Below are 23,470 nucleotides of genomic sequence, written 5' to 3' on the forward strand. Positions count from 1 at the left end.
GCTGTTTTTAATTCTCAATTGCTAATTCATAATTAAAGAAATATGAAAAAGATATTAATAACCTTGATTTGCCTGCTGGCCTTCACTGGAGTGCAGGCGCAGGATGATGCCATTGTGAGGTTTTTCTCCAAATATATGGAGGATGAGCGATTCTCCAGGGTATATATCAGTCCCAAGATGATGCAGATGGCAGGGGGATTCATGAAATCCAATGCAGATGGCCAAACCAAAAAGGACGAAAAGGACATGGGCGAGCTGATCAGCAAGGTACGGGGCATCCGCATCCTAACGGCCGACAAAATCGACGGTCTTCCGCTCTACAAGGAAGCCATGGGCACGCTGACTCGAAACAAGTACGAGGACCTCATGGACGTACAGGACAAATCCTCCAGCGTGAAGTTCATGGTTCGGGAAGAAAGGGGCCGGGTCAAGGAGCTGCTGATGATCACGGGTTCCGGCGACAGCTTTACACTGCTGAGTATGTTGGGAGATTTTACTTATCAGGATTTGAATATCCTGGCCGAGAATACGAATATGCCGGGGATGAAGGAATATGAGAAGGGGAATAGGAAATAGGGAAATAGGAATTAAAAAAAATACAACATGAAAAATCTAATCTTAGCGGCCTTGTTATTGGCCATTAATTTCTCCGCGTTTGCCCAGAGTAAAAGCGTGGATAGCCTTTTTGACAAATATAAGGGGAACAAGGACTTCTTTCATATGGATCTGGGGGGGAGCTTTATGAATTTTGCCAAGGGGCTGAATATTTCACTTGATGAGGGGAATATGGATGCGATTGCCAAGTCGGTAGAAAGAGTAAAATTCTTCAAGCTGCCTGCTAATAGCGGTACCGCCGCTGCAGATTTTCTCAGCCTACAAAAAGGCCTGGCCAAAGAAAAATACGAGCTGATGATGGAGACCTCGCAGAAGAACAAGGGAGTATACATGTATTCTAAAGGCGCCAAGAAAATCCAGGATCTCGTCCTGCTGATCAGCGGGGAGGGAAATGACTACATCGTGGTATCACTCCAAGGGGACTTCGATGCCAAAACCTTGTCTGAGGTTAGATAGTGACTCTCAGGGGTTGAACTGGGACACCCGCCACGGCGGCCAGGCAGAGTTTAAAGGAGTTTAAAAGGAGTTTCACAGAGGGGACATTAACGGAGAATTAGAAATTAGGAATGAGGCATGGGGCGCCAATTCCTCATTCTTAATTCTCAATTTCTAATTAACACAACCCCCATTGCGCTACTTCTTATCTTTGCGGTTTACCCTAAAATTCTGCGGCCTCTGCGCCTCAGCGGTTATTTATTATCTTTCCCTATCATCCCCATCACATTATTTAGATTCTCTGCCAGGGTGGGGTGGGCGATGGGGAGGTGTTGGATCACCTCGGCGGTGATGCCTCCAAGCATGGCCATTTGGATGGTGGCAATGATCTCCCCGCCATCAATTGATAGGATAGTAGCGCCCAGAATCATCCGATTCTCAGGGTTGACCAGCACTTTGAAGAAGCCGCGTTTTTCGTCAACTTCCAAGGGTCTGCCGGCATGTTTCATCCAGTATTTACCTACCTCGTAAGGGATGCCTTTTTCTTTGGCCTGCTGTTCATTTAAGCCCACCCGGGCGAGCTGCGGGTCTATAAAGATGCAATAGGGCATCAACCTATCCACTTTGGAGATCTTTTCCTTCTCGTATACGCATTTAAACACCGTGTGGGCATCATGGTAGGCCATGTGGGTAAAGGGGGTCTCGCCAACTACATCGCCTAGGGCAAATACGCCTTTACAACTGGTCTCATGATATTCATCCACCAGGATATCGCCTTTTTCGTCGGTTTCGATATTGGACTTTTCGAGTTGTAGTTTATCGGTAGAAGGTCTGCGGCCCACTGCCACTAGGAGATGGGAACCATGGACCGTCTCTTTTTGGCCCTCTTTGATATAGGTCACTTCAAGCTTAGGGCCATCTTTCGATACCTTGACCACATTAGAATTGAAACTGGTGGAGATGCCTTCCTCCTGAAAAATCCTGCTTACTTCTTCGCAGACATCCTCATCCTCTTTGGGCACAAGCCTTGGGCCGTTGTCCAAAATAGTGACCTGACTGCCGAATCTGCGGAACATCTGGGCAAACTCAAGCCCAATATATCCGCCACCCATGATGACCAAGTGTTCGGGTGTTTCTTCAAGCTCCATGATAGTAGTGGAGTTTAGGTAGGGAACCTCTTCGATGCCTTCCACATTGGGAATAATCGGCTGGGCGCCGGTGTCGATAAAGACGTGTTCGGCTTCCAGTTCCTCGATGACCTTGCCCTCATGGATTACTTCCACTTTTCGGCAATCTGTAAATCTGGCCATGCCGATGATGATAGTTACGTTCTCGGCTTTGACCAGGGCCTTTTCCGCCCCGCCCCTAAAAAGCTCCACAATATGGTCTTTTCTGGCTTTTATCTTTTTTTGGTCCACCGAATAGTTGGGTACTTCAATCCCAAAGTCGGATGCCCGGCTGACCAGGTGGGCAACCCTTGCAGAAGCTACCATGGTTTTGGTAGGGCTGCATCCATCATTGATGCAGGTGCCGCCTACGACCCTTTTCTCAATCAAGGCGACTTTCTTGCCCAGACTTCCAATTTTCTTGGCCAAAGGCATTCCGGATTGGCCGGCGCCAATGATGATTGCGTCGAATTTCTGCATGTTTCAGGGGATTTAATGGGTAGGGAAACTATTCTGTCACGATCTCAACCCCTTTGTAAAAGGCTATGTGGCCTTTGATATCTTCGGCAGCTGCTTTGGGCTCTGGATAATACCAGGCCGAGTTGTCATTCTGCTCCCCGTTCACCTCAACATGGTAATATTTGGCGTGGCCTTTCCAAGGGCAAGTGCTGGTGTTGGCAGACTCTTTTAAGTACTGCATATTTACAGACTTGGCCGGGAAATAATGATTGTTTTCCAAGAGTATGGTCTCATTGGATTCAGCTAATACGGTGTCCTTCCAGATGGCTTTCATATCAGTAAGGGTTTAGGTTCGGGTTAGAGTTGTAACATAGCCGCAACCAAACTGTTTGGGCTATCCCTGACTTTCTCCAATCAAAAAAACCGTGGGTATTTTATGAAGCTCAATTTTCGATTTTTTCCATTCAGCGATGGTCTTGGTAACGATCATTTCGTCGCTTCCTGTGATGTTTTTGGCAATGCAGAGCCTCGTGTTGGGATGCAGGGTGGTTTTCAGGTCTTCCAGCAGGGCGTTGTTCCGAAAAGGGGTTTCCATGAAGATTTGCGTCCTTCTTAATTTCAGCGCTTCCTGTTCGAGGTTTTTGATGGCTTCTATTTTGGCCTTTTTATCTATGGGCAAGTAGCCATGAAAGGCAAAAGATTGCCCGCTAAACCCTGATGCCATCAGGGCCAAAAACATGGACGATGGACCCGTGAGGGGCACCACCTTTATACCTTTTCTGTGTGCAAAGTCTACAGCTACAGCTCCAGGATCGGCGATCCCCGGGCAACCGGCCTCAGAGACCACCCCCATGTCATGCCCTTCCATGAGGGGCTTCAGGAGCTGATCCAACTGATGAGGTTTGGTTTTCTTATCCAAAATATCCATTTGGAGATCCTCTATGGTTATGCCCAGACGAAGGCTGCTGATATACCTTCTGGCAGTTCTCAGGTTTTCCACCGCATAATGTTGGATATGTGGGAGCAATTCCTTCACTTGAGGGGTAATGACTTTTCCCGCCGTATCCTCGGCCAACACACTGGGAATGAGGTATAGGGTTCCTTTTTTCTTTGCCATATCTATTCTTTTTCCAAAAAAGCCCTGATCGTCCTACTTACTGCCTCTGGTTGCTCTGCGTGGAGCCAGTGCCCGGCATTTTTGAGGTGTATGATGTGGCTGTTGGGGAAAAATCTTTCGATGTCTTCCCTGTCTTTTTCCGTGATGTAATCCGAGTTGGCTCCCCCCATGAAAAGGGTGGGCTTGTCAAAGGTGTTGTCTGATTCCAATGCTTTGCCGACCTCCTCAATGTTTTTGGTAATGGTTTGCAAGTTGATTTTCCAGGCAAACCCGCCGTCTTTTCTTGTGAGGTTTTTCATCAAAAACTGGCGGATTGGGGCGGAATTGATATACTTGGCCAACATATCATCGGCATCTTTTCTCGATTTGGCATTTTGGAGATCCACAGCATTGAGGCCTTCCAGGATTCTTTCATGGTGGACGGGATAGTATCTTGGCGCGATGTCGGCCACGATGAGTTTGTCCACTTTTTCAGGGTAGAGCATGGCAAAATTCATGACGGTCTTGCCTCCCATGGAGTGGCCCATTAAGAATGCACTGTCGAGCCCTTCACTTTCCATAAGTTCTGCGATATCCTGCGCCATTGCCGTATAATTCCATTCTTCGGAATGTGGGGAGTCTCCGTGGTTTCGTTGGTCTACCAGGTATAAGGTGTATTCTTTTTCAAGGTCTCTGGCAATGGTCAGCCAGTTGTCGGCCGAGCCAAATAATCCGTGCAATATGATCAAGGGCTTTCCCTGCCCAATTTTTTTATAATTCAGCTTCATGTTTTGGGGTTTATATTTCAAGTTGGCGACGGTACATCTGGATGGTGTTTTCCAAGCCATAATATAGCGCATCGCATATCAGCGCGTGGCCGATTGAAACCTCGTCGATGTAAGGGATTGTTTTTACCAAAAAATTAAGGTTATGAAGATCCAAGTCATGGCCGGCATTTAAACCCAAGCCAAGCTCTTTGGCCAACTCCGACACCCTCAAATAGGGTTTTATGGCCTCATCCCTGTTTTGATGGAAGTTCACCGCATAGGGTTCGGTATACAATTCCACTCTGTCAGTACCAGCGGTTTTGGCAGGTTCAAAATACTTTTCTTCCGGGTTGATGAATATCGATACCCGTGTGCCATATTGGTGCAGCTCGGCAATGATATCCTTCAGCATGCTTTGGTGGCTGATGGTGTCCCAGCCTGAGTTGGAGGTAAGCACATGAGGGGGGTCGGGCACCAGGGTGGCCTGGGCCGGCTTGGCTATGCGGATGATCTCCATGAACCTTTCGTCGGGATATCCCTCAATGTTGAATTCGGTGGTCACCACGTCTTTGAGCTTCATCACATCATCATAGCGGATATGCCTTTCGTCAGGTCTTGGGTGGACGGTGATGCCCTGTGCGCCGAATTTCTCAGCATCCAAAGCCACTTTTACCACATCGGGATTATTGCCCCCACGGGCATTTCTCAAAGTGGCAATCTTGTTAATATTTACACTTAGTTTGGTCATTTTGAAGAATTAAAACCCTAATTTTGCTTTAAATTTACACATTTAAACACAAAAATCGGGAAATGAGTCTAAAGCAAAGTGTAGAAAGCGAAATTAAAAAGGCCATGCTGGCTAAGGATAAAGACAGGTTGAGAGCCTTGAGATCGGTCAAATCACTCATCATGCTGGAGGAAACCAAATCCGGTGGGGATAAGGGAATCTCTGAAGATGAGGAGATGAAACTCTTGACCCGTGCGGCCAAGCAGCGAAAAGATTCCGCAGAAATTTACCAGCAACAGAACCGGGAAGACCTGGCTAGTGTTGAGCTTGCGGAATTGGAAGTGATCAACGAATTCTTGCCTAAGCAACTGACCGAGGAAGAGTTAGAAGCAGAGCTGAAGCAGATCATCGCCCTGGTAGGTGCCAATGGTCCCAAGGATATGGGCAAGGTCATGGGTGTGGCTACCAAGCAACTGGCAGGCAAGGCCGATGGCAAATTGATCTCCCAAAAAGTAAAATCTTTATTAGCCTAATATATTGAATACGGTAGACATCATTATCCTTTTTTTATTGCTCCTAGGAACCTTTAGCGGTTACCGAAAGGGGCTATTCATAGGGTTGTTGTCTATCGTTGCTTTTTTTATAGCCATATTGCTGGGCTTCAAATTCATGCATTGGGGAGCCGAGATCCTGGCGCAGAATGTGGAGAGTTTTACCTTCATGCTGCCCTTTGTGGCTTTTATCATCATCTTTTTTGCCGTCACCATCACCCTGAGAATCTTGGCTTATGTGATCAAAAAAGCGATAGATTTTACGCTTTTGGGTTCCTTTGACAATCTTGGCGGTGCGGTATTGGGCTTTTTCAAATGGGCGTTTATGATCAGCCTGCTGTTCTGGGTGGGCAAATCCTTTGAGTACGAGATCCCGGAAAGCCGGGTGGCCGATGCGGTGGTGTACCCATGGATAGCCCCAATAGCCCCGGCTACGGTGGAGGCCCTGGAAACCTACACGCCCATGATTGACCATTCCATTAATTCGATTCGCAAACTTGTAGAGATAGATACCGGTGCTGTTGTTGATAGATAATTTCGATTCGTTTTCCTATATATTGGCTGACTACCTGAGGCAGGCAGGGGCCGAGCTCAAGGTGGTCCGCAATGACGTGTCTCTGGAAGAGCTTCAAAAAGTTTCTTACGAGGCGTTAATCCTCTCCCCAGGTCCGGAAACCCCTAGCCAAGCCGGTAATCTCATGCAGATTTTGGGTTACTACTACGACAAATTGCCGGTACTTGGTATCTGCCTGGGCCATCAGGCGATTGGTGAGTTTTTTGGAGCCAAACTCACCAAGGGAAAAGTGCCTGTGCATGGGAAGGTTCATGAAGTAAGTAAAGTCACCGAACATCCTCTGCTGGATGGTTTACCCGATAGGTTTAAAGTTACCCGTTACCATTCTTTGGAGTTAAAGGGATTGCCAGCTGAACTGCAGGTACTGTTGGAAACCAATTCGGGGGAGGTGATGGCCATTGCGCACCGCGAACTACCCCTAATTGGGATCCAATTTCACCCCGAAGCGCATTTGACTGAATATGGGTTGGAGATATTGAGGAATTGTGTTAGGATTTATGTGGAGGAAAAAAGGTTAACCGCAAAAGTAGAGTTACAGCATTAAAATAATAAAGCCGCAAAGGGCGCGGAGAAACGCAAAGGAAATACAAAAAAAACAACCACGCAGGCCCAGAGGAGTTCGCAGAGAAAAAAATAAACCGCAAAGGACGCGGAGGAACGCAAAGAGAATCCAAAAAGAAACCACGGAGACCCAGAGCTCCCAGAGAAAAAAGTCAAACCAAAAAGGATGTGGGAGACACAAAGAAAATTAAACCTCTTCAAGTTTTCTTTGCGAACCTTTTTGCTCTTTGCGGTTAGGTTTTTTAGGTTACTGGTCTGTTTCCCCTTTCTTCGGTCTCCCGTCCTCCGTCTCCCCAACTTTTCTCCCAAATCCAAACAACCCACATCGCAATCACGTTTTATATTATGAATCCAATTTCATATCTTTAAAACCATGCAGGCATACGAATTTATCAATAACATGATTCCCCCATTGAAATTTACTGACAAGGTGAAGATGGCGCTATCGTGGATGGAGGAAATCAGGACCAATGTGTTGCCTGTAGTGCATGAAGGGCAATTCAGGGGTTTGGTGACCGATGAGCAGATTTATAACCTCAACAATCCAGACTTGACTATTCAGGAAGTGGAGATGGAATCTGAGGCCTGCTTTGTTTATAAAGACAAGCATATTTACGATGTGCTCAGGGTGGCTTCCGAATTCCAATCCAACATGGTGGCCGTGATTGATCGTGAAGGTGTGTACCATGGAGTGATCACTTTGGAGGACGCCATATCTGCTTTTGCCGATACGCTTTCTATCCAGTCGCAGGGAGGGGTATTGATCCTTTCCATGTATATGACGGATTACAGCCTGTATGAGATTGCCCGGGTGATAGAGTCGGAAAACGCCAAAATCCTAAGCAGTTTTATAAGCAATGATCCATTGGATGACAGCAAGATCAAAGTGACCCTTAAGGTGGATAAAAGCGAGCTTAGGCACATCAAGGCCACCTTGGAGCGGTTTGGCTACAAAGTCATTGACCACTATCAGGAAGAACCCAGCACAAGCGGTGAACATGACCGACTGGGGAATTTGCTGAGATTTTTGGATATATAGGTAAATTGGCCACAAAGGGCACAAAGTTTTAAAGAAGTAGCACAAAGTTAGGCTGAGGGAATAGAGTAGGCTTCTTAGCGGAGTATTAAAATTATGCGGGTGAAATAATAGGATGAAATGAATGTAACCCTTCACGGGCTGAACTTCCAAAAGGAGTTTGTGCCTTATATTGAACAATTGCTTTCGGTTTTGCATCATCACGGTGCAAAAATTTTTTTTACAGAACCTTTTCATAAATTCTTCAAGAAAACGGGGGCCAAATCCCCTGATTTTGAGGTGCTTTCTAAGGGTAAGCACCTTCAGAGTATGGATTTTATCATATCAGTGGGCGGAGATGGTACTTTTCTTGATACAGTGTCGTGGGTAGGGGCCTACCAGATTCCCATTTTGGGGATCAACACCGGCCGGCTTGGCTTTTTGGCGACAATAGCCAAAGAGGAGGTGGAAAAGGCCATTCAGGTTCTTTTTGAAAAACATTATACGATTGAGGACAGGACCCTGATCGGCCTGGAGACTAACAAGTCACTTTTCAACGGGATCACTTACGGGTTGAATGAGTTTACTATTCACAAGCGTGACACCTCGTCCATGATCACGGTACATACCTATATTGACGGGGAGTATCTCAATAGTTATTGGGCAGATGGGTTGATAGTGTCCACACCTACCGGCAGTACAGGTTACTCGCTGAGCTGTGGAGGTCCGCTGATCACGCCAAGGGCCAAAAACTTTGTTCTAACCCCCGTAAGTCCTCACAATCTTAACGTCAGGCCCATGATTGTGCCGGATGATTGTAAGATCAGCTTTGATATAGAGGGGAGGAGCAAGAAGTTTCTGGTTTCCCTGGACTCCAGGTCCACTGCTGTGGCCGCTGGAATAAAGCTCACAATCAGAAAAGAAGACTTTGTGGCCAAGCTTGTCAAATTCAATGATTACAATTTTTTTGACACCTTGAGGCAAAAGTTGAATTGGGGGTTGGATATGAGGAATTAGGATGTCGGATGTCGGGTGTCGGATGACCGATGACAGATGGGGGGACGGAAGACCGGAGACCGATGACTGGAAGTTATGAGAAGGTGAGAGGTTTGTAGCCGGAATACTTAGTACTTAGTACATCGTACTTAGTACAATATAAGCTTTTAACATATATTAACCCGGTAAATACCAGGGTAGGTTTTTAATTCGTTTACTACTTTATAAATTGCATCGACTTGAAAAGAGCCAAATTCTATTATGTCTGTTTGGGAATGATTTTAGCAACTTTTGTGCTGTCGCACAAAACCGCTGCTCAACAGTATGAAATTGGTTTCGGACTGGGCGGTTCCACTTATACCGGAGATATGATCCGGCGTATTGATCCCTCACAATCCGGCCTTCAAGGAACGTTGTTTGGCAGACGAAATTTTGACAATGTGTGGAGCTTGCGTGGGGGTCTGGCTATAGGCCGGCTCAACGCCACGGACAGCATCCGCCCGATTGATCCGATGGCCCTGGAAAGAAATGCCGCATTTAGGGGAACCCTAGTGGAAACCCACCTGATGATGGAATATTACTTTCTGGACTTTCTCAATCCACAGTCCACAGTGAGGTTTTCCCCATTTGCCATGTTCGGCTTTGGGTTCGCCTTCTTCATGGGCAAGGAAGATCAACTGGGTTTCAACAACACCAATTACTATGTAGGCACACCGGTAATCCCGTTTGGGCTGGGGGTAAAATACCAGCTGAAGGACAGGCTGTTCATGACCCTGGAATTTGGGGCTCGGGCAACTTTCACGGATTATCTAGACCGGATTGAGCACAATCCGGAATATTTCCAACCACGCGCCGTTCCCATAGGCGGTGGAGAATACATAACCAATCCTAACACCTATACCTTCGGAGATAGGGATAATAAGGACTGGTATTACTTTTTAGGCGTCACCGTCAGTTACTCCTTCCATCAAGTCAAATGCTTTAATTTTAATTAATTGGCTATATAAAATAGATAATTGAAAAAGAAATAGCATTTTTGTACCCTGAATTTTAGAAGACAGGAACAAAAAGGAATGATAGAAGCGATTGACAAGGACAACATCCCCCGTCATATAGCTGTCATCATGGATGGCAACGGGAGATGGGCACAAAAGAAAGGTGCAATGCGGATATTTGGGCACAAAAACGCCCTAACTGCCGTAAAGGACACTATCGAGGGTGCCAGTGACCTAGGTGTAGAATACCTGACCCTGTATGCATTTTCGACCGAAAACTGGTCAAGACCCAAAGACGAAGTCAATGCCTTGATGGAGCTTTTGGTCAATACCATTGCCGGCGAGGTGCCCAACATGATGGAAAACAACATCCGTCTCATCTCTATAGGGGATATTAAGAGCCTTCCCCGAAAATGCCAGAAAAACCTTCAGGACGCAAAAGATAAAACCTCCCACAATACGGGTTTGACCGTGGTGCTGGCTTTGAGCTATAGTGGGCGCTGGGAAATCCAGGAGGCGGTAAAACAGATTGTCAAAAAAGTCGCTGATCAAAAACTGTGTGCAGAAGAGATCACTCAAGAGCTGATTTCCGAACATTTGAACACCAAGGGGCTGCCTGATCCGGAATTGTTGGTCAGGACCAGCGGGGAGCTGAGGACAAGTAATTTCCTCATTTGGCAGATGGCATATACAGAGCTTTATTTCACAGAGGTGCTCTGGCCGGACTTTAGAAAAGAACATTTGTTTGAGGCCGTATTGGATTACCAAAAAAGAGAAAGACGTTTTGGCAAGACCGGAGCGCAGATTAAATCATAATTTGATGAAAAGAATTTTAATAGTCTTACTTTTCCTTATCTATGCGGGAAACACCTTCGGCCAGATTCGCCTGGGACAAAGCAGGTTCACCCCACAGAAGCCGGTAGACATATTACAATTAGATTATACCAAACCCCAAAGTTTTACCATTGCCGGCATTTCTGCGGTGGGTCTGACCACCTTGGATGAGAATGCTATTATCTCTCTTTCGGGCTTGCGCGTTGGTGACAAGATCAGCGTGCCGGGCGATGAGGTTTCCGCAGCTTTGAAAAAGCTCTGGGGTCAAGGGATTATCGGTGACGTGAAAATCTTGGTGACCAAGATCGAAGGTGAGGAGATCCATTTGTTGTTGGAACTTACTGAACGACCAAGGTTCAGTAGGGTAGAATTCACCGGAGTGAACAAAACTCAGGAAAGTGAGCTAAGGGATAAGATCAAAATTAGGGGTAGGGTAGTGCGTGATGATGTGTTGAACAACGCCCAGCGTAATATCAGACAGTATTTTGTAGACAAGGGTTTTCTCAATACCGAGGTCAAAGTTACCCAAGTAAGGGATGAGACCCTACCTAACAGCGTTCTTTTAAGATTTGATGTTGTCAAGAACTCCAAAGTAAGAATCAACGAAATCAGCATTTCCGGAAATGAGAACATCTCTGACGGAAGAATTAAGAGAAAGCTGAAAAATACCAATGAGCACGCCCGTGTTCATATTTTCAAAGACATTTACTCTAGACTTACCAATGCAAGGCCTAGAGATGTAAAAGAAGCTATCGCCTACAGAAACCCGGTTTCTGACGAAGACGTGAAGCTTTACATGAACAAAAACTTCAAACTTAACTTCTTCAACTCATCCAAATATGTCGCTAAGGATTTTAGGGACGATAGAGAGAGCCTGATCAATTTCTACCAAACCAGAGGCTATAGGGATGCCGCAGTATTGAGAGATACTGTTTATAGCTTTGGTAAAAATACGATCAACATCGATATCGATGTTGAGGAAGGACATCAGTATTATTATAGAAATATCACCTTCACGGGTAACTATATCCATGATGATGAAGTGTTGAGAACCAAATTGGGAATTAGCAAAGGTGATATATATAATAAAGAGAGACTGGAGAAACGCCTAAACTATGATCCGCAGAGAGGTGATGATGTCAGCTCCCTGTATCAGGATGACGGTTATCTTTTCTTCCAGATTGATCCAGTTGAGGTAAATGTGCAGGCCGATTCCATTGATATAGAAATGAGAATCTTTGAAGGTCCGCAGGTTACTGTAAACAGTGTGGCTATAGAAGGTAACGAGCGTACGTCTGATCACGTGGTGATGAGGGAGATCAAAATTCTTCCTGGTCAGAAATTCAACAGAGCCGCACTGGTAAGAACTATCAGGGAACTTTCCCAATTGGGTTACTTTGATCCAGAAACGATTGATCCGGATATGCGTCCTAATTTTGAAGATGCTACGGTGGATATCATTTTCAAACTAGAGGAAAGACCAAATGACCAGATCGAACTTTCTGGTGGTTGGGGAGGATTCTTCGGATTTGTAGGTACTGTCGGATTGGTCTTCAATAACTTCTCGGTAAAAAATATCGGTAACTTCAGCAAGTGGAGACCGCTTCCGGTAGGGGATGGGCAAAAGCTTTCTTTGAGAGTACAAGCAAATGGTCCAAACTTCCAAAACTATAGTTTCTCACTTACCGAACCTTGGTTTGGTGGCAAGAAGCCAAACGCATTAAGTTTTAGTGTCAATCACTCCATCCAGCGTCAGATGAACTGGGGCGGCATGGGTATGGGTGGCATGATGGGCATGGGTGGCATGGGTATGGGTATGGGAATGCCCGGTGGTCCAGGCTTCGGAGAAGAGTTGGGTTATTTTAAAATCACCGGTGCGACCTTGGGTCTTGCCAGAAGGGTGACATGGCCTGATGATTATTTCTTCTTCAGTAACTCGCTGCAGTTCCAGGTTTATGAATTCAATGAATTTGGAAACATGTTTGGCCTAAGCTATAATACAGGTAGGGCTAACAGTTTGAACTGGAACACTACCATATCAAGGAACAACGTGGATAGCCCAATCTTCCCAAGGTTTGGTTCCAACATTTCCTTGAGTACGGACTTTACTCCTCCTTATGCTACTTTGAATCCAAATGTAAACCGTGAATCTCCAGATGAGGAAAGGTTCCAGTGGTTGGAATATCACAAGTGGATGTTTGATGCGACTTTCTATACTCCGGTACTGGGTCTCAACAAACTTGTGGTGAGTGCCAGAACGCACATGGGTTTCTTGGGATCATATGGCGACGGAGTAGGGATCATCCCACTTGAAAGATTCGTGATGGGTGGTGATGGTATGACCTTCAACAACTTTGCACTGGGTAGAGAGATAATTGGTTTGAGAGGTTATGAAAACCAATCCATAGTAGGGACCAACCAAATGGGCCGACCTGGACAAGGTGGTGGCGGTGTTGCCTATAACAAACATGTGATGGAACTTAGATTCCTGGTTTCACCAAACCCATCTGCGACGATTTTCCTTTTAGGATTTGCTGAAGCGGGTAACGTGTGGGGCGACTATGCTGACTTCAACCCTTATAACCTGAAAAAATCAGCAGGTTTTGGTGCGAGGATCTTTATGCCAGCCTTCGGTCTTCTAGGGATTGATTGGGGTTACGGATTTGACCCGATGCCTGGTCAACAGCAGCCAAGTGGAGGACAATTCCACTTTACCATCGGGCAACAGTTTAGATAAAATATGTTAAATCGTCTAAAATTATTACTTTTGTTCTGCATATTTTCGTTTGCTTCTTATGGGCAGAAAATAGGCTATGTAGACTCGGAGTATATTTTAAACAAACATCCAGAATACAAAGAAGTACAAAGCGAAATGGAGGCCATCGGCTCAGAGTGGCGCAAGGAAGCGAAAGCGCTGACAGATGAAATCCGTGAGATGTACAATGCCCTCAAAGCGGAAGAAGTCCTGCTTACGGAAGAGATGTACGAAGAAAGGCTAGGTTTGATCAAAGAAAAAGAAAAAGCCGCCAACGCATTCAACAGCCGTGTTTTTGGTGCCAACGGGCAGTATTACCAAAAACAGGCCGAATTGCTTCAGCCGCTGCAGTCAAAGATATTTGACGCCATAGAGCGGGTGAGCAGGAGAAATGGGTTGGCCATCCTGTTTGACAAAGCCTCCAGTCTTTCGATGATTTACACCGATCCGAGGCATGATTATTCGGAATTTGTAATTGAAGAATTAGGATTAGAAGAAAACTAAAATAAACAACAAATTAAAACCTAGACTATGAAAGCAAGAATTATCCTTTCAGCTATCGCTGTATTTTGCTTAGGATTTGTGGCTCAAGCCCAACAAGATTTAAAAATCGGATACACTAACATTGATTACCTGATGGATTTGATGCCAGAAATGGAGCAAATCGGCGCTGATATTCAAGATTACAGTACTCAATTGGGAACTCAAATGCAGACTAAGCAGCAGGACTTCCAAAGACAAGTACAGACTTACCAGCAGTCTGCTCAAACTATGACTGAAGAGGCCAGAGCGCAAAAAGAGCAGGAGCTTCAGAAGATGTCTGAAGAAATCCAGCGTTATGAGAGAGATGCTCAGTCTTCTTACCAAAGAAAACTTCAGGAGCTTCTTGAGCCGGTACAGACTAAAGTATTCAATGCTATCAACTCTGTAGCTGCTGAGAACAACTACACGCACGTATTCTCTGAAACTGCGGGTCAGGCTCCAGTTTTGCTTTACACTAGAGACGATGACAACTTCACTGAGCTAGTATTAGCCAAGCTTGGTATCTCTGCACCAGCTGACGGACAGCCTACCCCAGGCCAGAACGTACCAGCTCCAGGTCAGAACCAGCAGTAAGAATATTAATTCCAAATAAGAAAGCCGATCATGAAAATGATCGGCTTTTTCCGTTTTTACCTAGGATCTCATGAGTCCGTAGTAGAATATCCTTGCGTTAATCCCATAATCCAGGCCACAGGCTACTTAAACCCTTAAACCTCCCCCGATAGGATGTATTTATTCACCCATTCGATTTCCTCCTCACGAATGGTGTGTTGGGGGTCTTCAAAGATTAAGGTTTTGACTTGGGCGCCCATTTCTTTCATGAGCTTGGCTGACTCCTGAATTCGGCTCAGCGGGACATGCATGTCTTGTTTGCTGCTCCCGATAAATACGTTAGTCCCAGCAAAATCGCCCTTGTACTTTTCCTTAAGGATCTTTTCGCCTATTAGACCACCGGTGAAGGCAATCACCCCACCGTATTTGGCGGCATTTTGGGTGGCATACTCCAAAGCCAAACAGGCTCCTTGGGAGAAACCGATGAAGTAGATGTCCTCCGTTTTAAAGCCCTGATCCAAGCATTCTTTTACTAGACTTTGAATCTGTTGGATGGCTTGGCTGAAAGCAGGTTCGTTTTGGGCATCAGGGGCCATGAAGCTGTAGGGGTACCAAGTATTGTTTTGAGCATTGGGGGCGAGCAAAGCAAAGCCTTCAAGGTGCAAATAATCCTTGAGACTAAGAATGCTGTTTGCATTGGCGCCTCTGCCGTGTATCAAGATGGCTACCTTATTGGCTTCCTGCAATGAAAGTCCTTCTCGGCTGATTTCAGTCATATTGGTTTATATTTAATTTCACTTCTGGAAGTTGGGATTCGATCTTTTGGCGCTGCGGCTCTACCCAAGATGGGAGTTTCAACGCTTCGCCCAAATGCTCGACTTCTTCATCCACGGCAAAGCCTGGCTCGTCGGTGGCAATTTCAAACAACACCCCTCCTGGCTCTCTGTAGTAAATTGATTTGAAGTAATTTCTATCTTTGACCTCAGTCACCTGCACGCCATTTTCCATCAGCTTACGCTGAATTTTAAGCTGGGTGTCTTCATTGTCACTTCTAAAAGCAATGTGGTGCACTGTTCCGGCGCTTTGCATACCCGGTCTGCCGCTTTTGTCCAATACAATGTCAATGATATCTCCCGGCTCGCCTTTAGTGCCATAGCGGTACCTTCCATTTTCCTCTCCTATAAAGCGGTAGTCCATCAGTTCGGTCAAAAGCTTCTCTGTAAGGTCTTTTGCCCGCAGGTTAAGGGTTGCCCCATAAAAACCTAAGATGGCCTTGTCGGCAGGGATATGGCCATATGTCCAAGGTTTTCTGCTGTCCTTGTCAGTGGCTATCAATTCTATTCCCAGACCATCATGATCTTCAAACCTGATCAAAGCCTCGCCAAAGCGGGTTTGCTCATCTGAATAGGTCACCTGATATTTATCCAGCCTAGACTTCCAGTAATCCAGGGCATCTTTGGGAATAGAAAATGCCGTATAGGTCAGTTCTCCTGCACCCTTGGTGCCTTTTCGTGCTCCCTTGAATGGGAAGAAGGTCAAGATCGTGCTTGGGCTTCCAAGTTCATCGCCGTAGTACAAATGGTACACGTCCGGCGCGTCAAAGTTGATGGTCTTTTTCACCATCCTCAAACCGAGGATCCCGGTGTAAAAATCAACGTTCTTCTGAGGATCTCCCGCGATGGCTGTGATATGGTGGATTCCGGTTACAAGTGGGGTCATGGTAGGGGTAAATTTAAGAACCACAGAGGACCAGAGTCTTGGAGAAATTTTTGTTTATTTCTTTGTGTCCTCTGATTCTCTGCGGTTGAATTTTATGATTTGAATTAGTTCTTAAGCAACTGTACGCTGGCTAATAGCTTGATCTGGTCGCCTACGACTACGCTACCTGCTTCAGTGACAGGTGACCAGGTAAGGCCGAATTCTTTTCTGCTGATCTTACCTTCTAACTCAAAACCTGCCTTAGTGTTTCCGTATGCATCGTCGGCTACTCCACCGAAATCTACAGCCAATTCTACCGGCTTGGTTACATCCTTAATAGTAAGGTCACCCTTCAATACATCACCTACCAATACTCCGTTGGTGAACTTCAAATCAGGGTATTTTTCTGCATCGAAGAAATCTGCTGACTTCAAGTGGGCATCTCTGTCGTCCTGGTTGGTATTGATACTGTCGATTTTGGCAGTAAACTCAACTTTGGAATCCTTGAAATCACCGTTAGGCGATTCTACCATTCCTTCGAATGATTTGAAGTATCCAGTTACAGTTGAGATTACCAGGTGTTTCACTTTGAAAGAAACTTCTGAATGTGTTGGGTCGATAGTCCATTTTGTAGTACTCATCTTGTGCTGTTTGTTTTTAGGTGTTTACAATAATTGTCTATACATATAATAGGTAAAATTTTTTTACCCTCTTAATTTGTCCAATAAGTCATTTAATCGGTCAAGCTCCTGTTCATCCAGTTGGAGGATCTGGCGGTTGAATTGGTTCACTTGCTCTTCAAGTTCAGCAAGCATTTTCAGGCCTTCTTCGGTGATGGTAATATCCACCTGACGGCGGTCAGTTGGGCATTCACTTCTCCTGACCAATTCTTTTTGCTTCAGCTTCTCCACCAGCCGAGACGCATTCGACATTTTGTTCAGCATTCTGTCCTGAATGGTCGAAACGGTAACCGGCTCAGGGTGCATGCCTCTGAGGATTCTGAGCACGTTGTACTGCTCTGGTGACAATCCGTATGGCTTAAACAGTTTGCCTTGGTGCGACACGATATAGCTGTTGGTATAAAGCATGTTTACCAAGGCCTTATTGTATGGGTCTTTAAATTTCTTCTGCTTTATAGCCTCTTCTATCTTCATGTCTTTTTAGTGTATTTAATGTATATACATTTAATTCACCTGTAAAGTTTCAAAATATTAAGTTTTTTTCAAAATTTTTTGATGACTGATGTCAGATGCCCGATGTCCGAAGAGGAAATGGGCCACAAAGAACACGAAGTTTCCACGAAGTTTCACAAAGGCTACTTCGCGGAGAAAAATTTAATGTACTACATCTGACATCCGACATCCGACATCGGGCATCCGACATTTTCACCAATCGAGGCCGGGTTGCTTGATGGTGGTGTTTTCTTCTTTTTTCTTTTGATCAACAATGATTTTCACATCTTCCAGTAGCTTTTTGGCGTCATAGACTATGCCGTCCTTGACGGTGTACTTCACTCCGCCTACACGGATGGGTTCGTTGTTTTCGGCTATCCGAATGGCTCCGGTGCCATAGAGGACTTTCAGGTTCTGTAAGGGATTTTCCTCCAGAATCACGAAATCAGCCAGCTTGCCTACTTCAACAGTACCAATTTTATCCTCCCAGCCCAAAGCCTCCGCTCCATACATGGTGGCAGATCTGATGACCTCGAGTGGATGAAAACCGGCCTCTCTCAAAAGTTCAAGCTCGCGGATAAAAGCAAAACCGTACAGCTGATATATAAAACCTGAATCGGAGCCTGCAGTAACCCTGCCACCGCGGTTTTTGTAGTCGTTGACAAAATCCATCCAGATTCTGTAGTTTTCCTTCCACTGGATTTCCTCTTCGGTACCCCAGTCAAACCAGTAGCTTCCATGTGATTCCCGGCTGGGCTGGTAGAATTTCCACAGTGAGGGTAGGGTGTAGGTATCGTGCCATTCGGCCCTTCTGGTACGCATCAGGTCCCGGTTTGCCTCATAGATATTGAATGTGGGGTCAATGGTGAAATCCAGTTCCAAAAGTTCCTTGATAACTTGCTCGTATTTCTCAGAACCCCGATTGGCAGCCTGCTTCCAAAGCTTTCCAGCATCAGCAAACCGGTGTTGCTCGTTTTGGTAGTTGAAGTCCAGTCGGTAATCCTGAATGGTGCGGTCACTAAAAAGTGCTTCTGGCAATCCGTACCAATGCTCCATGGTAGTCAATCCGGCTCTGGCAGAGTGGAGGACATTCCAGCGTGCCACGTCCATCTGGGCATGGTGCATGGCTGACCGCAGACCGATTTTCTTGTTCTCCTCCATAGCCGCCTGCATCACTTCGGGTTTTGCACCAAAGAATTTGATGCCATCCGCGCCTTTTTTGGCATTTTCATTTACCCAATCTCTTGCCTCCTGGGCATTGGATATGGTCTTGCCTGCTCCCTGGCCGAAGCTGGTGTAGGCAAATATCCTGGGGGCAGTGATGCTGTTGTTTGCTGATTTGCTTTTGTGTTCAAGCACCCAATCCAAGCCGTTTCCAGCGGATGGGTCGCGGATGGTGGTGATGCCGTGAGCCATCCAGAGCTTGAAAACATACTCTGCCGGAGTGCCTTGGCCTCGTCCGCCAATATGCCCATGCATATCCACAAAGCCCGGAAGGAGATAATGCCCCTCTAAATCTAATACCTCATCATTCTCTCCAGCTTGTGGTCTTCTTTCATCCTTTATTTCCAATCCCGGATAGCCGACAGTTCTGATTTCTTTGATGATGTTTTGCTCAACCACTATATCTACTGGTCCCATCGGGGGAGCGCCAGTGCCATCCACGAGGGTGACTCCGCGGATAATGAGCCTGTCATAGGGTCCCTCGCCTTCGGCACGGTCAGGAGAAGGTGTTACCTGGGCTTGCAGGGCTGCGCTAATTATAAATAGAAAAGCTGATAGTAAGTGTTTTCTCATAGGATCTTGATTGAAGGGCTTAATTTAAGGTTTCTTGTTGCAGAATGAAAACCGGTTGTAAAACAATTAAAATGTTTGAATTTACTATCTTTATCAAAAAGACTTGTATTCAATGGATAACTTACCTAGATGGGAACAAAGATTTGAGAACTTTCAAAAAGCTTTAAACAAACTTGATGAGGCCGTTTCGCTTTCTGAAAGCAACCAATTAAGTGAATTGGAGGTTGAAGGTTTGATTCAAAGGTTTGAGTATACCTATGAATTAGCTTGGAAAACTTTGCAGGACTTTATAAAGCATCAAGGGTACAATGATATTAAAGGCCCTGGACCTGTACTAGGGCAGGCTTTTGAAATGGGCCTAATTCAAAATGCTGAAGGTTGGAAAAGGTTAAATAGAAGTAGGGAATTAAGCTCCCACACCTACGATAATGAAACTGCAGAAATTATAGCGAGATCCATTTGCAATGAATACTTAGACTTGTTTTTATTTTTGAGAAAGAGATTGATAAGTTATAAAAATGGTGGTGGAAAAAGTATTTTTAATTAATGGATACTGGGTTGTCAAATATCGTCTGGGATGAAATTCTAAAAGCTTTGGAGTCGGTGAAAACCATTGAAGGTTGTAAGCTGTATGGATCCAGAGCTTTGGGGACTTATCATGAAGGCTCCGATATAGATTTAGCCCTCTATGGGGAAGACATGGATTTGAATGATATATTGGATTTATATGAGCGTTTAGAAGAACTTGATTATCCTTTTAAATTTGATTTGACTAATTATAAAACAATAAAAAATCCCAACCTGAAAAAGCATATTGATCAGGTTGGGATAGATGTTTTTAGCCTTCGCGTAAAATGACCATGGGGGGCTGGTTGTTGATTTTTCTGCCGTTTAGCCAGCCCAAAACAATTGTCAGCAGCGTGATCCCAATATAGACTAGGACTGCCTCCTCATAGGCCCCTCTAAATGGGAGTTCGAAGACAAACCTGCTCAATAGCCAAGTGGCCAGGAAGGACAGCAGTATGCCGCTCAGAGATGCCAAGGTGCCCAGGAAGAAGTACTCCATCGTGTTTATCTTTCCTACCGTTTTGCTGCTGGCTCCGATGGTCCTGAGCAACACGCTTTCTTTCATTCGCTGGTATTTGCTTAGGATAAGTGAGCTTATCAAGACTAGAAACCCTGTGGCAATGCTGAATAAGGCCATAAACTGGATGACAAAGCTGATTTTGCCGAGGATGTTCTCAAGCGTCTCAGTGATGGTGCCCAGGTTGATTACGGAAATGTTGGGAAAAGCCCTTACGACTTCTGCCTGTAGATTTGCCGACTCCCTGTCCGATCCTGTTTTGGTGATGATGACATGGAATTTTGGGGCGTTGTCCAAAACATTTTCGGGAAAGAGAACCAGAAAATTGGTGGAAACCTGGTTGAATTTCACGTTTCTAAAGCTTCCTACATAGGTTTTGATAGGGCGACCCTGAACGTTAAATACGATCTCGTCACCTAGATTAATTCCTGTACGACCTGCATAGCCCGCATCAAAACTCACAAAAATGCTGTCTTGAGGAGAATTGTAGGTACGTAATTTCCCCTCTACAAGCCTCTCTGAATCAATCAGCGTATCTCTATAAGTAACTCTAAACTCCCGATTGTATAAAGATCTGGACAGCCTGTCATCCTCTACCAAGTTTTCGTTGTCCTTTTTTGTCTTGCCGTTGATCTCTGATAGGCGCATGGTGACAATCGGCACCTGTTGCATGATCGGATATCCCTTGTCGGTTACTTTTTGGCTGACTGCCTCCAGTTGCTGGGTCTGGATGTCAAACATCAGCATGTTGGGTTGGTCCTCTTTATCGGCAAACTTGGCCTCTTCCAAGAGTTGGTTTTGGACAAAAAACAGGGTGCTAATCATTGCAGTGCCCAATCCCACCGTGGCAATCAGGGAAATGGTTTGGTTGTTTGGGCGGTAAAGGTTTGCCAATGACTGACGGATGGGATAGCTCAAACTCAATGGCAGGAATCTCCGGATCAGCCACATAATCCCCGTGCCAACACCCCAAAGCGCTGCAAATGCAAACAAAACAAAACCGGTGAATCCCAATGCCTCTTTCCAGCCACTCAAAAGGTAGAAGCTAAACGAGAAAATGAATAGCACAATGCCAAACATCACCAGCCAGCGGAATGGATCGGCGGAAAATTTATTGCTCTCCCCATCATCAGGTCTTAAAGTCATCATGGGGGATACCTTCCGGATTTTCAGCAAGGGAAGCAAGGCAAACAGCAAGGCTATCAACAAGCCCGTGCCTAAGCCAAAACCCACGGCTTTCCAAGATACGTCAGTGGAAACCTCCACCGGCAGGAAGTCGCTGAAAACATTCGGCAGCGCTATTTGTAAAAATGAGCCCAAAACAGCTCCCAAAATGGACCCAACAAGACCCATTAGCATGATCTGGGTAAGGTAAATAACAAAAGCCTGGCGGGAAGAAACTCCCAAACATCTCAATACAGCCACAGAGGCCAGCTTTTCCTTTACAAAAACATTGACCGCACTTGCCACTCCTACCGAGCCCAATAGCAAGGCAATGAAAGCCACTAGGCTAAGAAAGCTGGAAAGGTTTGCAAATGCCCTGCCCGTGCTGGCCTTGCGTGACTCTACAGTCTCCAGTCTGACATTGTCTATTTCCCATTCCTCTTCATAGGGCTTTAAAACCTCATCCAGATTTTCGGCTTCCAGCTGATAATAATTGACATAATTTAGTCTAGACCCTACCTGAATCAATCCCGTTTCCTCTGCAAAACCCATGGGGATATATACAGCAGGGGCCACGGTGGCGGTGATCCCCGTTTGCCCGGGTACTCCCTCCAGCTCACCAGCTATGCGGAAAGTGACCTCGCCGACTTGGATGCTGTCCCCGACTTCTGCGTTGAATTGGGCCAAAAGTATTTTTTCAACCAATGCCTCTCTGCCGCCGGAGCGAAAAACTGAATCCGCTTCAATAGGAGTGGTTTCAAATTTTCCATAATAGGGGTATTGGCCGTCCAAAGCTCGGATCTGTGTCAGTCTGCTTTCCCCTGTCTCGGGGAAAATAACCATGGAGGCAAAATTTATTTCGGTACTTTTTTGGGTGGCGATTGTGTCCAGGGGCTGGTCGCCCAGAGGTTGGTTGGTGCTCAATACAGCGTCGGCTCCCAGTAGCTCTTTGGCCTGCCCATCGATGTCTTTGCTGAGGTTGTCCCCAAAAGTACTGATGCCCACCAAGGCTGCAATGCCGATGACGATGGAGGAAATGAAAAGGGCCAACTTGGATTTGTTTTGACGAAAATCCCTGTAGGCCATCAATAAGGTCCACTTGAAATTATACATATTGCTCCTCCTGGATTTTGCCGCCCTTGATTCTGATGATTCTATTGGTTTTTTTGGCCAATTCAGGATCGTGTGTGACCAGGATCAGGGTGGTCCCAAGTTGTTTGTTGAGGTCAAAAATGAGATTTTCGATCATATCCCCTGTTTCAGTATCCAGATTACCGGTAGGTTCATCGGCAAATAGGATTTTGGGTTCATTGGCAAAAGCCCTGGCTATGGATACCCGCTGCTGTTCCCCGCCCGAGAGCTGGGTGGGGTAGTGGGTCGCTCTATCGGCCAGCCCCACTTTTTCCAAAAGCTCCAACGCTTTCTTCTTGGCGTCTTTTCTTTTTTTGAGCTCCAAAGGCACCATTACATTTTCCAATGCGGTAAGTGTGGGTAGCAGCTGGAAGTTTTGAAAAATGAATCCCACGTGTTGGTTTCTGATTTCAGCCCTCTGGTCCTCGGAAAGGTTTTCTAAGGCATGGCCATTGAGCACCACACTGCCCGAAGTGGCATAATCCAGCCCGGCACAAAGGCCCAGCAGCGTGGTTTTTCCGCTTCCGGAGGGGCCTACAATGGCAGCAGTTTGGCCTGCTTCAATGGAAAAATTGACATTGTCTAAGACGGTAAGTTTACGGCTGCCGCTTTGGTAGATTTTGCTGACCTGCTGGACGGAAAGTATGCTCATGGAAAAGGGTCTGTTATGGGATTTCAAGTGCTAAACGCAAATATGAATATAATCGTTTGGTTTAAAATTAATGGCTTAATTTTTATGGGGAAACAATTTACCCTTATAATTGTATTGCAAGCACACTCACC

At 45.7% G+C, this 23,470-nt stretch carries 26 protein-coding genes; 14 read left to right on the forward strand and 12 right to left on the reverse strand.

All coding sequences use genetic code 11. The annotated features are described in order from the left end of the window. Nucleotides 1-42 precede the first annotated feature (42 nt). Together KIH41_RS01105 and KIH41_RS01110 are read left to right on the forward strand one after the other, a co-directional pair. Complete coding sequence (locus KIH41_RS01105) at nt 43-576, forward strand: DUF4252 domain-containing protein (RefSeq protein ID WP_213945186.1); 534 nt, start codon at nt 43-45, stop codon at nt 574-576. A gap of 27 nt (nt 577-603) precedes the next feature. Continuing rightward, entirely contained in the window at nt 604-1,071 is a 468-nt protein-coding gene (locus tag KIH41_RS01110) for a DUF4252 domain-containing protein (protein ID WP_214161217.1), read from the forward strand. A 233-nt stretch (nt 1,072-1,304) separates the two neighbouring features. Here the strand turns inward: KIH41_RS01110 and KIH41_RS01115 are convergent, their stop codons facing one another. The 5 genes from KIH41_RS01115 to KIH41_RS01135 are packed head-to-tail and all read right to left on the reverse strand — an operon-like array spanning nt 1,305 to nt 5,286. Beyond that, entirely contained in the window at nt 1,305-2,696 is a 1,392-nt protein-coding gene (locus KIH41_RS01115; protein WP_214161218.1) for a mercuric reductase, read from the reverse strand. A 28-nt stretch (nt 2,697-2,724) separates the two neighbouring features. Next, entirely contained in the window at nt 2,725-3,009 is a 285-nt protein-coding gene (locus KIH41_RS01120; RefSeq protein WP_213945182.1) for a DUF427 domain-containing protein, read from the reverse strand. A gap of 60 nt (nt 3,010-3,069) precedes the next feature. After that, complete coding sequence (locus KIH41_RS01125) at nt 3,070-3,792, reverse strand: SAM-dependent methyltransferase (RefSeq protein WP_214161219.1); 723 nt, start codon at nt 3,790-3,792, stop codon at nt 3,070-3,072. A gap of 2 nt (nt 3,793-3,794) precedes the next feature. Further along, the gene (locus tag KIH41_RS01130; RefSeq protein WP_213945180.1) at nt 3,795-4,559 is read right to left on the reverse strand and encodes an alpha/beta fold hydrolase; all 765 of its coding nucleotides are present in this window, start codon (nt 4,557-4,559) and stop codon (nt 3,795-3,797) included. 10 nt (nt 4,560-4,569) lie between these two features. After that, nucleotides 4,570-5,286 carry a pyridoxine 5'-phosphate synthase gene (locus KIH41_RS01135; RefSeq protein WP_213945179.1) on the reverse strand — a complete coding sequence of 239 codons (717 nt, stop codon included), beginning with the start codon at nt 5,284-5,286 and terminating at the stop codon, nt 4,570-4,572. A gap of 62 nt (nt 5,287-5,348) precedes the next feature. On the opposite strand from KIH41_RS01135, the gene KIH41_RS01140 reads away from it, so the two are divergent. From KIH41_RS01140 to KIH41_RS01185, 10 genes are all read left to right on the forward strand, one after another. Beyond that, complete coding sequence (locus tag KIH41_RS01140) at nt 5,349-5,798, forward strand: GatB/YqeY domain-containing protein (RefSeq protein WP_214161220.1); 450 nt, start codon at nt 5,349-5,351, stop codon at nt 5,796-5,798. A 4-nt stretch (nt 5,799-5,802) separates the two neighbouring features. Then, on the forward strand, nt 5,803-6,351 hold the full coding sequence (locus KIH41_RS01145) for a CvpA family protein (RefSeq protein ID WP_213945177.1): 549 nt from the start codon (nt 5,803-5,805) through the stop codon (nt 6,349-6,351). After that, entirely contained in the window at nt 6,332-6,934 is a 603-nt protein-coding gene (locus tag KIH41_RS01150; RefSeq protein ID WP_214161221.1) for an anthranilate synthase component II, read from the forward strand. The genes KIH41_RS01145 and KIH41_RS01150 overlap by 20 nt, the downstream gene beginning before the upstream one ends. 390 nt (nt 6,935-7,324) lie before the next feature. Beyond that, nucleotides 7,325-7,990, forward strand: a complete 666-nt coding sequence (locus KIH41_RS01155; RefSeq protein WP_213945175.1) for a CBS domain-containing protein — start codon at nt 7,325-7,327, stop codon at nt 7,988-7,990. 117 nt (nt 7,991-8,107) lie between these two features. Then, the gene (locus tag KIH41_RS01160) at nt 8,108-8,983 is read left to right on the forward strand and encodes an NAD kinase (RefSeq protein WP_213945174.1); all 876 of its coding nucleotides are present in this window, start codon (nt 8,108-8,110) and stop codon (nt 8,981-8,983) included. 218 nt (nt 8,984-9,201) lie between these two features. After that, a complete protein-coding gene (gene porG / locus KIH41_RS01165) occupies nt 9,202-9,957 on the forward strand; it encodes a type IX secretion system protein PorG (RefSeq protein WP_246538880.1) in 756 nt (251 codons plus the stop codon). A gap of 48 nt (nt 9,958-10,005) precedes the next feature. Continuing rightward, complete coding sequence (locus KIH41_RS01170) at nt 10,006-10,773, forward strand: isoprenyl transferase (RefSeq protein WP_262897952.1); 768 nt, start codon at nt 10,006-10,008, stop codon at nt 10,771-10,773. A 4-nt stretch (nt 10,774-10,777) separates the two neighbouring features. Next, complete coding sequence (locus KIH41_RS01175; protein WP_214161223.1) at nt 10,778-13,528, forward strand: BamA/OMP85 family outer membrane protein; 2,751 nt, start codon at nt 10,778-10,780, stop codon at nt 13,526-13,528. A gap of 3 nt (nt 13,529-13,531) precedes the next feature. Further along, complete coding sequence (locus KIH41_RS01180; RefSeq protein ID WP_213945170.1) at nt 13,532-14,050, forward strand: OmpH family outer membrane protein; 519 nt, start codon at nt 13,532-13,534, stop codon at nt 14,048-14,050. Between the two features lie 27 nt (nt 14,051-14,077). Next, nucleotides 14,078-14,662, forward strand: coding sequence for an OmpH family outer membrane protein (locus KIH41_RS01185; RefSeq protein WP_213945169.1), 585 nt, complete (start codon nt 14,078-14,080; stop codon nt 14,660-14,662). A gap of 134 nt (nt 14,663-14,796) precedes the next feature. Here the strand turns inward: KIH41_RS01185 and KIH41_RS01190 are convergent, their stop codons facing one another. From KIH41_RS01190 to KIH41_RS01210, 5 genes are all read right to left on the reverse strand, one after another. Next, on the reverse strand, nt 14,797-15,417 hold the full coding sequence (locus KIH41_RS01190) for an alpha/beta hydrolase (protein WP_214161224.1): 621 nt from the start codon (nt 15,415-15,417) through the stop codon (nt 14,797-14,799). Continuing rightward, nucleotides 15,410-16,360 carry a ring-cleaving dioxygenase gene (locus KIH41_RS01195; protein ID WP_214161225.1) on the reverse strand — a complete coding sequence of 317 codons (951 nt, stop codon included), beginning with the start codon at nt 16,358-16,360 and terminating at the stop codon, nt 15,410-15,412. Before KIH41_RS01195 ends, KIH41_RS01190 begins: the two co-directional genes overlap by 8 nt. 104 nt (nt 16,361-16,464) lie before the next feature. Next, entirely contained in the window at nt 16,465-16,980 is a 516-nt protein-coding gene (locus KIH41_RS01200) for a YceI family protein (RefSeq protein WP_214161226.1), read from the reverse strand. A 63-nt stretch (nt 16,981-17,043) separates the two neighbouring features. Beyond that, nucleotides 17,044-17,493 carry a MarR family winged helix-turn-helix transcriptional regulator gene (locus tag KIH41_RS01205; protein WP_214161227.1) on the reverse strand — a complete coding sequence of 150 codons (450 nt, stop codon included), beginning with the start codon at nt 17,491-17,493 and terminating at the stop codon, nt 17,044-17,046. A gap of 231 nt (nt 17,494-17,724) precedes the next feature. After that, nucleotides 17,725-19,308 (reverse strand): amidohydrolase family protein, encoded by a 1,584-nt coding sequence (locus tag KIH41_RS01210; protein WP_214161228.1) that lies wholly within the window; start codon nt 19,306-19,308, stop codon nt 17,725-17,727. A 112-nt stretch (nt 19,309-19,420) separates the two neighbouring features. Here KIH41_RS01210 and KIH41_RS01215 point away from each other — a divergent pair, with 112 nt between their 5' ends. Further along, a complete protein-coding gene (locus KIH41_RS01215; RefSeq protein ID WP_213945163.1) occupies nt 19,421-19,855 on the forward strand; it encodes a nucleotidyltransferase substrate binding protein in 435 nt (144 codons plus the stop codon). Further along, nucleotides 19,855-20,166, forward strand: coding sequence for a nucleotidyltransferase family protein (locus KIH41_RS01220; RefSeq protein WP_213945162.1), 312 nt, complete (start codon nt 19,855-19,857; stop codon nt 20,164-20,166). The genes KIH41_RS01215 and KIH41_RS01220 overlap by 1 nt, the downstream gene beginning before the upstream one ends. Here the strand turns inward: KIH41_RS01220 and KIH41_RS01225 are convergent. Beyond that, a complete protein-coding gene (locus tag KIH41_RS01225; protein WP_213945161.1) occupies nt 20,147-22,669 on the reverse strand; it encodes an ABC transporter permease in 2,523 nt (840 codons plus the stop codon). The two genes, KIH41_RS01220 and KIH41_RS01225, sit on opposite strands and share 20 nt — an antisense overlap. Beyond that, nucleotides 22,662-23,339 (reverse strand): ABC transporter ATP-binding protein, encoded by a 678-nt coding sequence (locus KIH41_RS01230; RefSeq protein ID WP_213945160.1) that lies wholly within the window; start codon nt 23,337-23,339, stop codon nt 22,662-22,664. The genes KIH41_RS01225 and KIH41_RS01230 overlap by 8 nt, the downstream gene beginning before the upstream one ends. Between the last annotated feature and the right edge of the window lie 131 nt (nt 23,340-23,470).

It is taken from the genome of Litoribacter ruber (genome assembly GCF_018500185.1).
GTDB lineage: Bacteria > Bacteroidota > Bacteroidia > Cytophagales > Cyclobacteriaceae > Litoribacter > Litoribacter ruber.